The following is a 12403-nucleotide window of genomic DNA, read 5'->3' as shown; positions in this document are numbered from 1 at the left end:
GGCCAAGGGGCCGGTTCCGGTGACCACGACCGACAGAGCGGTCCCGGTGACCATGGCCGACAGAGCGGTTCCGGCAGTCACGACCAACGGGGTGAACACATGACCACGGTGCTCTTCGTCCACGGCACAGGGGTGCGCGAACCACACCTCACCGGCCTGCTCGGCCGGATCACGGAGGGGCTCGCCGCGGTGGCCCCCGGGGTGCGCCCGGCCGCCTACCGCTGGGGCGACCGGTACGGCGCCACGCTCGCGGCGGGCGGTGCGAGCATCCCGTACGGGCCGGGCACCGGGACCGGCCGGAGCGCCGAGGGCCCCGGTGAGCCGGGCGACGAGGCCGACGGCTGGGCCCGGCTGTACGACGACCCCCGGTGCGAACTGGCCCTGGCCGCCGCGGGAGCCGCCGCACGGCTCACACCGCCCGGTGCCGCGTTCCCCGACGAGCGCCCCAGAGCCCTGCTCGCCGACCTGGCCGTACGCGGCGAGGAACAGGCCGAACAGCTCGGTCCCGGACTCGCGCGGGCGGCCGCCGACCTGGCGCGCAGCCCCCTGCTCGCCCCCGCGGCCGAGGCGCTGGACACCGAGGCGCTGCCCTGGGTACTGGCCCGCTCGTTGACGGCCACCGTCATCGCGGCGGCCGTCGACACCGACGAGCCGCTCCAGGCCACCGGGGACACCAGGGACGCCGCCGTCGAGGCACTCGCCGTCCGGCTCGGCGCCGCTCCGGCGGGAACCGGCCGCGGCCCGGTGCTCGGCCTGCTCGGCAAGCCCTTCGTACGCCTGGGCTCCCACTACGCCGTCCGGCGGCGCCGGGCGCTCACCGAGGCCGCCCACCCGGCCGCCGGAGACATTCTCACGTACCTGGCCAGGGGCGAGCGGGCACGCCAGGGGCTGCGCGACCTCGTCGCCGCCACCGAGCCCCCGGTGGTCCTGCTGGGCCACAGCCTCGGCGGCATCATCGCCCTGGACACGCTGATATCGGGCCCGCTGCCCGGCGTGGAACTGCTGGTGACCGTGGGCTCGCAGGGACCGTTCCTGTACGAGACGGGCGCGCTGCCCACGCTCGCGCACCCCGACCCGCTGCCCGCACACGTTCCCGACTGGCTGAATCTCTACGACCGCAGGGATCTGCTCGGGTACGCGGCCGAACCGCTCTTCCCCGGCCGCGCCCACGACATCGCCACCGACAGCCGGCAGCCCTTCCCCGTCGCGCACAGCGCCTACTGGACCGACCCCGCCGTCTACCGCGCGATCGGGGAACGGCTCCCGTGAATCAGGAACGGATCGCCCCGCACCGGGTCGTCGCCCTGGTGGTCGGCATCGAGCGGTACGCGGCCGGTGACAGCTGGAACCTGCCGGGACCGGTCAGGGACGCCCTGCGCTTCCGCGACTGGCTGCTGGCCTGCGGCGTGCCGCACAGCAATGTCCTGCTGCATCTGGCCCCGCTGGAGGGCGAGCGGCCGGACGTCCCCCACCGCCCGGCCGACCACAACTCCCTGCGCCGTGCCTTCGTCACCGACATCCCCGCCCGCGGCGGCGACGCGCTGTGGGTGTGGTGGGGCGGACACGGGGTGCTGGACAAGGACGAACACCTGCGGCTCTACACCGCCGACGCCACCGTGCCCGACCGGCGCAACATCGATGTCGAGTCGGCCCGCGGCACCCTCAGAAGTGACGCGGTCACCGGCTTCGGGCGGCAGACCTGGATGGTCGACGCCTGTCAGACGTTCGACGAGCGCCACCACTTCCCGCTCTCGCTGCCGGACGAACGCCTTCCGGCGGGGCAGCGGGTCCAGGCCCACGAGCAGGTCCTGATGTTCGCGGCCACCCGGGGGCAGCGGGCGGCCAACGATCCCGAGCGCCGGACCGGGGTGTTCTCGGACATCGTGCTGAGTGAACTCCCCGACGACGATCCGGTGCCCGACCCCGACGTCCTCTTCGACGCGGTACGCGCCCGGCTGGGAACCCTCCGGGCAACGGGCCGCACCGACCAGGAGCCGACGCTCCTGCTCCACCGGCCCGGCCGTACCGAGAGCAGCCCGGCGCCCGACCGGACCCCGGCGCCCGACCGGACCCCGGCAGCCCCACAGGTCCCGCCGCCCGCTCCTGCCCCTTCGCCCGCTCCCGCGCAGTCGCCCGCCCGGTCGCTCGCCCGGCTCATCGAGGCACTGCTGGCCTACCCGCTGATGAACGACCGTGACGAACGGCAGGCTCTGGTCAACGAGTTGCCCGCGGCGGTCGTCGAGCGGATGCCCCGGCACTCGATGCCGCGTACCGATGTCATCGGGATCGTACGGACGCTCAGGGCGCATCCGGACAGACTGGGAGAACTGTTCGACGCGGTGACCCTGTTCGACGTCGATCCGGTGCGTGCCGCCGAACTCGAAGAGGCCATACAGGAGTTGATCGCCTCCCAGGGGGCAGGAAAATGATCGACTGGCGTGATCACACGGGTTTCCGGAAGGGGTCCCGTTCGTCATGATGGAGTAAACGGTGGCATCGTGTGCCACCGCTCGCGAAGGGGGAGCGCGCCTTGTACGAGCCGGTATCCGCCGACCGCACCACCGACCATGTCGAGAGCGACGTCCTGGACCTGGCGGCCGTGAGCGTCGCCGATCTGCGTCGCCTTCCGGCCCCCGACCCGGGCCCACGGCTGCTGGCGGAACTCCGGCGCGCCCGGGGCAACGCCATGGTCGGCGGTTCCGAACCAGGACGGGCCGAATAGCCGGGACGGACCCGACAGGAGGACGCCGGGACAGGGAGCCACCGCCTACGACAGGGAGCGATGTGTACGCCCCGATCCGCATGCCCGGCCCGCTGTTCGACGAGATCGCCGCAGGCGGTGGCTCGCGCGAGGCCGTGGCGTTCCTGGTCGAGGGCGAGCGGACGCGACGCCTCCTGCTGCTGCGCGAACTCCTCGACCGGCTCGACGAACACCCCGGCATCCTGGGTCCCCTGGACGCGGCCGAGATCTGGCCCGTGCTGGAGAGGGCCGCCGCACGGGCACCGCGGCCCGTGGAGCGGTTGCTGCTCAGCCCGCAGGTCGGCAGCTGGCTCGCCCACACCCTGCGCCGCCTGCACGGCACCGCCTCCGGGCCACCGCTGTGGGCGGACGCCGGACAGCTCGCCGCGGTGGCCGCGACGGCGGCCCTGCTGGCCGGTACCGGCGCCGAGCTGACGCTTCCCGCGCGGGCGGCGACACTCAGCCTCCCCACGCTGGGCCTCATCAGGCTGCCCCGGCCCCCCGCGGATGCCTTCCACCCGGTGCGCGTCACGGTGTCCTCGGGCGCGCTCACGGTCCGGCAGGAGAAGGCGGGCCAGGTGACAAGCGAGGGGACGGGGGAGGCGACAGGCGAGGCGACGGGCGGGGGGACAGGGGAGGCGACAGGCACGGGGGCGAGCGGGGAGACCGGCGGGTGCCACGGAGACCTGGTCGTCGTGCGACCGCTCACCGACCCCGAATCCGCCCACTGGCTTCCGGTGCACCGGCTCCCGGTGCTCCCGCCTGCCGAAGCCGGGCCTTCCGCGGGCACCGGACCGCACCAGGTGCAGCTGGACGACATCGACCCGTACCGGGACCTGGACGAGCCGATCGCCCCCTCGCGCGTCGGTCCCGAGGAACTGAGCCGCTGGCAGGACCTCTTCCGGGACGCGCTGTCGGTCCTGCGCCGCGGCGACGCGGAAGCGGGAGCGCTGCGCCCCGAGGAGATCAGCCGGATCGTCCCCTGGCATCCGCAGGACAGTGGCCGAAAGCTCCCCGTGCCCGCCGCCGGACTCAGTGCCTCCACCGGCGACGCGTTCGGCTCGATGGTGGTGGCCAGGCCCGGGAACGGACTGGCGCTCGCCGAGACCCTCGTCCACGAGTTCCAGCACAGCAAACTCGGCGCCCTGCTCCACCTCTTCCCGATGCTCGACGACGACCGCGACGAGCGGTACTACGCCCCCTGGCGCTCCGACCCGAGGCATCTGCCGGGACTGCTCCACGGCGCCTACGCCTTCGTCGGCGTGGCCGGATTCTGGCGGGACCGGATCGGCGACAAGGCGGCCGACCCCGAGGAGCTGGCGCCCTTCCAGTTCGCGCTGCGCCGGCTCCAGACCCGTATGGTGCTGCGCACCCTCGCCACCCGGGCGCGCCTCACCGGCCCCGGGCGACGCCTCGTCGCGGGGCTGACGCACACCGTCGACGGCTGGCTGCGCGAACCGGTGGACGGCGGAGCGGTGGAGCGGGCCGGAGCCGCCGCGGCCGGCCACCGCGTCGAGTGGCGGCTGCGCAATCTGCGGTGCCCGGAGAGCGAACGCACCGCACTGCTCACGGCGTTCGGCTCCGGGGACCTCCCCGTGTCCGTCCCCGGACAGCCGCCCCTGATCACTCCGGCGGCCGCGGACCGCGCGTACTGGCAGGACACTCGCGGCAGCCTCTATCTCCGCCCGCGTCCGGCGCCCGGCGCGGCGGCCACCGCCGATGAACTGCTGACCGCGGGCGACGCGACAGCGGCGCGTGACCGGTACGAGGCCGGGGCGCGCGCCCGCGCGGGCGACCCGCACCTGATGGCGGGCTGGCTGCTCGCCCAGGCCGTACTGCGCCCCGGACACCGCCGGCTGCTCGCCCGGCCGGAGCGGTTCGCGGCCGTTGCGGGGGAGCACGACCCCGGAAGCTGGGACCGGATCGCGCGATGGCTGGCGCGGACGGCACCGGGAAGCCGGACCTCACCCTGACCTCCGGGTGAGGGACACGGTGCACCCGGGGCCGGGCGCACGGACCACGGCGGGGCTCGGCCCCCGGGTTCCGTCCCGTCGGTCACGGCGCGCCGGTCTCCTTCGGTACGGCGACGCCGTAGCGGCCCAGCACCACCCGGCCCCCGGTCTTCGTGCCGGTCAGCAGATCGACGTACGCACCGGGCAGTTCCACTGTCATCGTGTCCCGGCCGTGGTGCAGCAGGAACAGCGGAGTGCCGCTGCGCACCGCCTCCGCCCCTCGGGCAGTCCGGACCGTACGCCCGCGGCCGTCGCCGCCCGGCCGAGCAGGTCCCGCAGGGCCCTGCGGCTCGGGCAGCGTCGACACGTACCGGGCGCCGCCCTTGCGCAGGACGGCGGGCAGCCCGTCCAGTTCACCGCCCCGGTACGCGGCCAGGACCTCCCCGGTGCCCGTCCGCCTCCAGCTCCTCGGACCAGAGCCCCCCCCCGTGAATCCGTCGCACTCCACGGACGCGTCCGCCTCCAGGGGCCACCACTCGTGCCCCGTACGCACGCCGAACAGCTCCCGCAGCCTGCCGTCCATGCCGCCGGGGTCTGATCCGGTCGTCACCGTCGGCGATCCCCGTGAAGAACCCGCAGACCAGGGTTCCGCCGCCGCGCACATAGGCGAGAAGGCTGTCGATCGCCGCGTCCGTGAGGAGGTAGAGCTGCGGCACGACGACCATGCGGTAGCCGGTCAGGTCCCCCGCGGGGCGGGCGAAGTCGGTGGCGGTGCCCTGCTCCCAGAGCGCCCGGTGCCAGGCCCGGACGACATCGGTGTACTCCAGGAGCGAGGACGGACGGCCCTCCTGCGTGCCGGCCCACCACGCGTCCCAGTCGTGCAGGACCGCCACCGCACCGCGCGCACCCGCGTGGACGGCACGGCCACCGAACTGACCAGCGGGCCCCTGACGCTGCGGATGGACGGCGACGGGCCGACGTCCGTGTCCGTACCAGGGACCGGGGCGGGCCGATGCCCGTGCCCGTGCCCGTGCCCGTGCCCGTGCCCGTGCCCGTGCCCGTGCCCGGGACCGGGACCGGGACCGGGACCGGACGGCAGCGCCGGGCCGGGACGAGGTCCCGGGCCGTCCGGTTGCCCGAAGTGAGGCATGTCACCCAGGGTGAAAATCCGGGCATACATTCCGCCGTACCGGGGAGGGGTCCAGGCTGCTGGTGCGGCCGCACTCCGGTCCACCGCGCAGAACGTTCCCGGCCGAACCGGTGGGGGCATTTCGGGCACGGAAGGCAGAACACGACATGTCGGCGCTCAGCACCATCCACATCGACGGCAGCTGGCGGGCCGCCGGATCCGGCGCGACCCGCGAGATCCTCGACCCCGCCGACGCCACCGTCCTCGCGGTCGTCGCCGAGGCAGATGTCACGGACACCGACGCCGCCATCGCCGCCGCGCGCCGCGCCTTCGACGACGGTCCGTGGCCGCACAGGCCCGTCGCCGAGCGTGCCGGGCTGCTCCGCCGCGTCGCGGGCCTGCTCCAGCGCGACCGCGAGGAGATCGCGCTCACCGAGAGCCGCGACACCGGCAAGACCCTCGAAGAGGGCCGCGTCGACGTCGACGACGTGACCAACGCCTTCCGTTACTTCGCCGACCTCGTCATGAACGAGAGCGGCGGCCGGGTCGTGGACGCGGGCGACCCCGACGTCCACAGCATCGTCGTGCACGAGCCGGTCGGTGTCTGCGCCCTGATCGCCCCCTGGAACTACCCGCTCCTCCAGGCCAGCTGGAAGATCGCCCCGGCGCTCGCCGCGGGCAACACCTTCGTGCTCAAGCCCAGCGAGGTCACGCCGCTCTCCACCGTCCACCTGATCCGGCTGCTCTCCGAGGCCGGGCTGCCCGACGGCGCGGCCAATCTCGTCACCGGTGCGGGCCACCCGGTCGGGGCCCGGCTCTCCGAGCACCCGGACGTGGACCTGGTCTCCTTCACCGGCGGCCTCGCCAGCGGCACCAAGGTCGCGCAGGCCGCCGCGCCCACCGTGAAGAAGGTCGCCCTGGAGCTCGGCGGCAAGAACCCCAACGTGGTGTTCGCCGACGCCTGCGCCACCGAGGACGGCTTCGACACCGCTGTCGACCAGGCCCTGAACGCCGCCTTCTTCCACAGCGGGCAGGTCTGCTCGGCCGGGGCCCGGCTCATCGTCGAGGAGTCCGTCAGCGAGCGCTTCGTCACCGAACTGGCACGCCGCGCCGACGCGATCCGGCTCGGCCGGGGCACCGAGGCGGGTGTCGAGTGCGGCCCGCTCGTCTCTGCGGAGCAGCTCGCCAAGGTCGAGGCGTACGTCGCCTCTGCCCGTGCCGAGGGCGCGGTCGTCCGCTCCGGCGGCGCCCGCCCCGAACCCTCCGCGCAGCGGCCGGCGGGCGGCTACTTCTACCGCCCGACCGTGCTGGACGGCTGCCATCGGGAGATGCGGGTCGTCCGCGAGGAGACCTTCGGCCCGATCCTCACCGTCGAGACGTTCCGTACCGAGGAGGAGGCCATCACCCTGGCCAACGACACGGACTACGGCCTCGCCGGCGCCGTCTGGACCACCGACGGGGGCCGCGCCCGTCGCGTGGCGGGCCGGCTGCGCCACGGCACCGTATGGATCAACGACTACCACCCGTATCTCCCGCAGGCCGAATGGGGCGGCTTCGGCAAGTCCGGTACGGGGCGCGAGCTGGGCCCCACCGGTCTCGCGGAGTACCGGGAGTCCAAGCACATCTACCAGAACCTCAACCCGCGGCCGCAGCGCTGGTTCGCCGGCTGATTCCGCCCGCCTGCTCGGAGCAGAAGCAGAAGCAGAAGCAGCCGCCGCAAAGAGAAGTCGCAGAGGCAGAAGTCGCGACAGAGAAGCCGCAGGTGCAGTACGCCCGCGCGCTCACGCTCACACGCGTGGCCGCGCCCGCTCGCACGTTCACGCCCGCTCGCCCTCTCGCCCGCCCGCACGTTCACGTACGCACTTTGCAGAAGGAGCAGTGAAGCCGATGCCCCCGTCCCCCCACCGCACCGCACTCCCCGAACCTGTCGACTACGTGATCGTCGGCGGCGGCACCGCCGGTTCGGTCATCGCCTCCCGCCTCGCCGAGGACCCCGGCGTCACCGTCACGGTCATCGAGGGCGGCCCCACCGACATCGGCCGCGACGACGTGCTCACCCTGCGCCGCTGGCTCGGCCTTCTCGGCGGCGACCTCGACTACGACTACCCCACCACCGAACAGCCGCGCGGCAACTCCCACATACGCCACAGCCGGGCCCGGGTGCTCGGCGGCTGCTCCTCCCACAACACGCTGATCAGCTTCAAACCGCTGCCCGGCGACTGGGACGAGTGGGCCGAGGCGGGTGCCGACGGCTGGGACGCGGCTGCGATGGAACCGTACTTCGCCAGACTGCGCAACAACATCGTGCCCGTCGACGAGAAGGACCGTAACGCCATCGCCCGCGACTTCGTCGACGCGGCACGGACCGCGGCCGGAGTCCCGCGCGTCGACAGCTTCAACCGCGAGCCGTTCCACGAGGGCGTCGGCTTCTTCGACCTGGCCTACCACCCGGAGAACAACAAGCGCTCCTCCGCCTCCGTCGCCTACCTCCACCCGCACATCGAGGCCGGTGACCGCCCCAACCTCTCGATCCTGTTGGAGACCTGGGCGTACCGCCTGGAATTCGACGGCACGCGCGCCACGGGAGTGCACGTCCGGACGAAGGACGGCGAGGAGGTCCTGCTGCGCGCCACGCGCGAAGTCCTGGTCTGCGCGGGCGCGGTGGACACCCCGCGGCTGCTGCTGCACTCCGGGATCGGGCCGCGCGAGGACCTGGAACGGCTCGGCATTCCCGTCGTCCACGACCTGCCCGGCGTCGGCGAGAACCTGCTCGACCACCCCGAGTCGGTCATCGTCTGGGAGACCGACGGGCCCATCCCCGAGAACTCCGCGATGGACTCGGACGCGGGGCTCTTCGTCCGCCGCGACCCCGAATCCCGGGGCCCGGACCTGATGTTCCACTTCTACCAGATCCCGTTCACCGACAACCCGGAGCGGCTCGGCTACGAGAAGCCCGAGCACGGTGTGTCGATGACCCCGAACATCCCCAAGCCGCGCAGCCGCGGCCGCCTCTACCTCACCAGCGCCGATCCCGGGGTCAAACCCGCCCTGGACTTCCGCTACTTCACCGACGAGGACGACCACGACGGCCGCACCCTGGTCGACGGCATCAAGCTCGCCCGCGAGATAGCGAAGACCGAACCGCTCGCGCACTGGCTCAAGCGCGAGGTGTGCCCCGGCCCGGAAATCACGTCGGACGAGGACATCAGCGCGTACGCCCGAAAGGTCGCGCACACCGTCTACCACCCGGCGGGCACCTGCCGGATGGGTGCCCCCGAGGATCCGGCGGCCGTTGTCGATCCCCAGCTGCGCGTCCGGGGACTCGACGGCATCCGGATCGCGGATGCCTCCGTCTTCCCGACCATGCCCGCGGTGAACCCGATGATCGGAGTCCTGATGGTGGGCGAGAAGTGCGCCGAACTGCTCACGGCCGAGGTCCCGGCCGGAGGCGAGGGCCGATGACCGGAGCCGAAACCCCCGTCTTCGCCGTCCGGAACCTGTGGAAGGTGTTCGGCCCCGGGGCCGGCCGGATCCCCGGCGGCGCGTACGCCGACCTGTCCGCCGCCGAACTGCGCGAGCGCACCGGCTGCACCGCCGCCGTGCGCGACGTCTCCTTCGACGTCCGCAAGGGAGAGGTCTTCGTCGTGATGGGCCTGTCGGGCTCCGGCAAGTCGACCCTTGTACGCTGTCTCACCCGGCTCATCGAGCCCACCGGCGGCACGGTCGCCATCGACGGCGAGGACGTCCTCGCGATGGACCGCGCCCGGCTGCGCGAACTGCGCCGCCACCGGGCCGCGATGGTCTTCCAGCACTTCGGGCTGCTGCCGCACCGCACGGTCCTCGACAACGTCGCCTACGGACTGGAGATCCAGGGCCTGGGCCGGGCCGAACGCCGGGCCAGGGCGGCGGAACTCGTGGCGAAGGTCGGGCTGGCCGGGCTGGAGGACCGCCGTCCCGCACAGCTCTCCGGCGGCCAGCAGCAGCGCGTCGGGCTGGCACGGGCACTCGCCGTCGACCCGTCCGTCCTCCTCTTCGACGAACCGTTCAGCGCTCTCGACCCGCTGATCCGCCGCGAGATGCAGGACGAGGTGGTCAGGCTCCACCGCGAGGAGGGCCGCACGATGGTGTTCATCACCCATGACCTCGGCGAGGCGCTGCGCCTGGGGACCCGGATCGCCCTGATGCGCGACGGCGGCATCGTGCAGCTCGGCACCCCCGAGGAGATCGTCGGATCGCCCGCCGACGACTACGTGCGCGCGTTCGTCCGCGATGTGCCGCGCGAGCAGGTCCTCACCGTCGCCACCGCCATGCGGCCCCCGGCCGCCGGAGAGAGTGAACGCGGCCCGGCCCTGCGCCCCGACGCCACCGTCTCCCAGGCCATCGAAGCGGTGGCCCGCTCCGGCGACCCGGCGGCCCGGGTCATGGACCGGGGCCGACTGGTCGGCATCGTCGACCACGCGTGCCTGCTCGACGTCGTCGCGGGGACCGGGCCGCGCGGGGGAGCCGGGGACGGGTCGCACGGGGGAGCCGGGGACGGGTCGCACGGGGTGACCGCCTGATGGCCACCGCCCGAGCCGTCTCCACCCCCACCTCCGGCCCGGCGTCCGGCGGTTCGCGCCGGGGGCCGGTGGCCGCGCTGCGCGGCCGGCCCGCCCTCGCCAAGCTTCTGCTGCTCGCGGTGATCGCCGCCGTCGCCGTCCCGGTCGTCCACGCCCGCTGGGGCGGGGGAATGTGGCCCCAGGCGCTGACCGTCGACCTGTCGGCACCGCTCGGCGACGTGACCGCATGGATCGTGGCCAACCGCGACAGCCACCCGCTGTTCCTCTACTTCTTCGGTCACATCAGCGACGCGGTCGTCATCTCCGTACGCGCCGTCTACCTCCTCCTGCTGGCCCTCGGCTGGGCGGGCGTCACCGCCCTCGCCGCCGTTGTCGCGTGGCGCGCGGCCGGTGTCCGGCTCGCGCTGACGGCGGCGGTGTCGTTCCTCGTGTGCGGGCTGCTGGGCATGTGGGTGCCGACCATGCAGACGCTCGCGCTGATGGTCGTCGCGGTTCTCGCGTCCGTCGCGCTCGGCCTGCTCCTCGGGCTCGCCGCGGGGCTCTCGGACCGCACGTTCCGGGTGCTGCGCCCGGTACTCGACACGATGCAGGTGCTGCCCGCCTTCGCCTATCTGCTGCCCGTGGTGCTCGTCTTCGGCATCGGTGTACCCGGAGCCGTCCTCGCCACCGTCGTGTACGCGGCTCCGCCGATGGCGCGGCTCACCGCGCTCGGGCTGCGCGGCGCCGACCCGGGGGTCATGGAAGCGGTGGCCTCGCTCGGCGCGACCGGCGGACAGCGCCTGCTGACCGCCCGGCTGCCGTTGGCCCGCAAGGAACTCCTGCTCGGCCTCAACCAGACCATCATGATGGCCCTGTCCATGGCCGTCATCGCCTCCGTCATCGGTGCCGGGGGTCTCGGCGACCGTGTCTACCAGGCGCTGTCCTCGGTCGATGTGGGAGCCGCCCTCGCCGCGGGCATCCCGATCGTGCTGCTGGCCGTCGTCCTGGACCGTACGACGGAAGCGGCCGGACGGCGGATCGGCGGCGCGCCGGCCGGCCCCGCCGCCCTGCGGGGCCGGCGCGGCTGGGCCCTGGCCGCCGTGATCGCGGCGGCTGCCGCCGCGGTGGGCCGGCTGGCCGACGGCCGGGTCTGGCCCGAGAGCGCGACCGTGGCCATCGCCCAACCGGTCAACACCGCCAAGGACTGGATGGTCGACCACCTCTACACCGGTGTGCCCGTCGTCGGCGGCACCGCCGACTGGGCCGCCCACTTCACCGACGGGATACTCAACCCGCTCCGCGACGGGTTGCAGGGCCTGCCATGGTGGTCGGTGCTGCTGATCGTCGCGGCCCTCGCCTGGACCATCGGCACCTGGCGCACGGCGGCCACCGCCGTACTGGCCATGGCGGCCATCGGCGTCCTCGGTGTCTGGGAACCGTCGATGGACACGCTCAGCCAGGTCATCGCCGCCGTGGCGGTCACCCTCGTGCTGGGCTTCGCGATCGCCGTCGCGGCGGCCCGGAGCGAGCGCCTGGAGCGGCTGCTGCGGCCGGTCCTGGACGTCTTCCAGACGATGCCGCAGTTCGTGTACCTGATCCCCGTCGTCGCCCTGTTCGGCGTCGGCCGCGCCCCCGCCGCCGCGGCGGCCGTCGTCTACGCGCTGCCCGCCGTCGTCCGCATCACCACCCAGGGGCTGCGGGGCGTCGACCCCGCCGCGATGGAGTGCGCCCGCTCGCTCGGCGCGACGAGCGGCCAGCAGCTGCGCCAGGTCCAACTTCCCCTGGCCCGGCCCGCACTGCTGCTCGCCGTCAACCAGGGCGTCGTGCTGGTCCTCGCCGTGGTCATCATCGGCGGCCTCGTCGGATCGGGCGCGCTCGGCTACCAGGTGGTGCTCGGCCTCGGCCAGGGCGACCTGGCCACCGGGCTCGTCGCGGGAGCCGCGATCGTCTGCCTCGGCCTGATGCTCGACCGGGTCACCCAGCCCACCACCCGCCGCCAGCGACAGGAGAGCTGAGATGACGCGCACCCGTACCCCTGCCCCCG

General features: G+C 73.7%; 9 protein-coding genes and 2 pseudogenes. 8 read left to right on the top strand and 3 right to left on the bottom strand.

The features are described from left to right. The first annotated feature begins 99 nt into the window (after positions 1-99). The 4 genes from A6A29_RS11095 to A6A29_RS11080 all read left to right on the top strand — a co-directional run bounded on the left by A6A29_RS11095 (position 100) and on the right by A6A29_RS11080 (position 4713). A complete protein-coding gene (locus A6A29_RS11095; RefSeq protein WP_073719855.1) occupies positions 100-1269 on the top strand; it encodes a hypothetical protein in 1170 nt (389 codons plus the stop codon). After that, positions 1266-2429 (top strand): effector-associated domain 2-containing protein, encoded by a 1164-nt coding sequence (locus A6A29_RS11090; protein ID WP_073719854.1) that lies wholly within the window; start codon positions 1266-1268, stop codon positions 2427-2429. Before A6A29_RS11095 ends, A6A29_RS11090 begins: the two co-directional genes overlap by 4 nt. Positions 2430-2530: 101 nt before the next feature. Next, complete coding sequence (locus A6A29_RS11085) at positions 2531-2722, top strand: aldo/keto reductase (RefSeq protein WP_073719853.1); 192 nt, start codon at positions 2531-2533, stop codon at positions 2720-2722. A 62-nt stretch (positions 2723-2784) separates the two neighbouring features. Further along, on the top strand, positions 2785-4713 hold the full coding sequence (locus tag A6A29_RS11080; protein ID WP_073719852.1) for an aKG-HExxH-type peptide beta-hydroxylase: 1929 nt from the start codon (positions 2785-2787) through the stop codon (positions 4711-4713). An 82-nt stretch (positions 4714-4795) separates the two neighbouring features. On the opposite strand, the gene A6A29_RS47970 is transcribed toward A6A29_RS11080, so the two are convergent. From A6A29_RS47970 to A6A29_RS47960, 3 genes and pseudogenes are all read right to left on the bottom strand, one after another. Then, entirely contained in the window at positions 4796-4960 is a 165-nt protein-coding gene (locus A6A29_RS47970) for a Beta-galactosidase C-terminal domain (RefSeq protein ID WP_385727614.1), read from the bottom strand. Between the two features lie 135 nt (positions 4961-5095). After that, positions 5096-5275 (bottom strand): annotated as a pseudogene (locus A6A29_RS47965) (hypothetical protein); the annotation flags it as partial. A gap of 70 nt (positions 5276-5345) precedes the next feature. After that, a pseudogene (locus A6A29_RS47960) lies at positions 5346-5585 on the bottom strand (beta-galactosidase trimerization domain-containing protein); the annotation flags it as partial. Positions 5586-5988: 403 nt separating this feature from the next. Between A6A29_RS47960 and A6A29_RS11070 the strand changes: the two are divergent. From A6A29_RS11070 to A6A29_RS11055, 4 genes are all read left to right on the top strand, one after another. Then, positions 5989-7491: an aldehyde dehydrogenase family protein gene (locus tag A6A29_RS11070; RefSeq protein ID WP_073719851.1), complete on the top strand. Its 1503-nt coding sequence runs from the start codon at positions 5989-5991 to the stop codon at positions 7489-7491. A gap of 217 nt (positions 7492-7708) precedes the next feature. Continuing rightward, positions 7709-9283, top strand: coding sequence for a GMC family oxidoreductase (locus A6A29_RS11065; protein ID WP_073719850.1), 1575 nt, complete (start codon positions 7709-7711; stop codon positions 9281-9283). Then, the gene (locus tag A6A29_RS11060; RefSeq protein WP_073719849.1) at positions 9280-10380 is read left to right on the top strand and encodes a quaternary amine ABC transporter ATP-binding protein; all 1101 of its coding nucleotides are present in this window, start codon (positions 9280-9282) and stop codon (positions 10378-10380) included. The genes A6A29_RS11065 and A6A29_RS11060 overlap by 4 nt, the downstream gene beginning before the upstream one ends. Beyond that, positions 10380-12374: an ABC transporter permease gene (locus A6A29_RS11055; RefSeq protein ID WP_073719848.1), complete on the top strand. Its 1995-nt coding sequence runs from the start codon at positions 10380-10382 to the stop codon at positions 12372-12374. Before A6A29_RS11060 ends, A6A29_RS11055 begins: the two co-directional genes overlap by 1 nt. Positions 12375-12403 lie beyond the last annotated feature (29 nt).

The organism is Streptomyces sp. TSRI0281 (assembly GCF_001905125.1).
GTDB lineage: Bacteria > Actinomycetota > Actinomycetes > Streptomycetales > Streptomycetaceae > Streptomyces.
Note: the sequence above shows the minus strand (reverse complement) of the source record. Positions and strands in the feature narration are given on the sequence as shown.

Coding starts and splice junctions, on each gene's coding strand:
- A6A29_RS11095 (WP_073719855.1), top strand. CDS start 100: ATGACCACGGTGCTCTTCGTCCACGGCACAGGGGTGCGCGAACCACAC.
- A6A29_RS11070 (WP_073719851.1), top strand. CDS start 5,989: ATGTCGGCGCTCAGCACCATCCACATCGACGGCAGCTGGCGGGCCGCC.
- A6A29_RS11065 (WP_073719850.1), top strand. CDS start 7,709: ATGCCCCCGTCCCCCCACCGCACCGCACTCCCCGAACCTGTCGACTAC.
- A6A29_RS11060 (WP_073719849.1), top strand. CDS start 9,280: ATGACCGGAGCCGAAACCCCCGTCTTCGCCGTCCGGAACCTGTGGAAG.
- A6A29_RS11055 (WP_073719848.1), top strand. CDS start 10,380: ATGGCCACCGCCCGAGCCGTCTCCACCCCCACCTCCGGCCCGGCGTCC.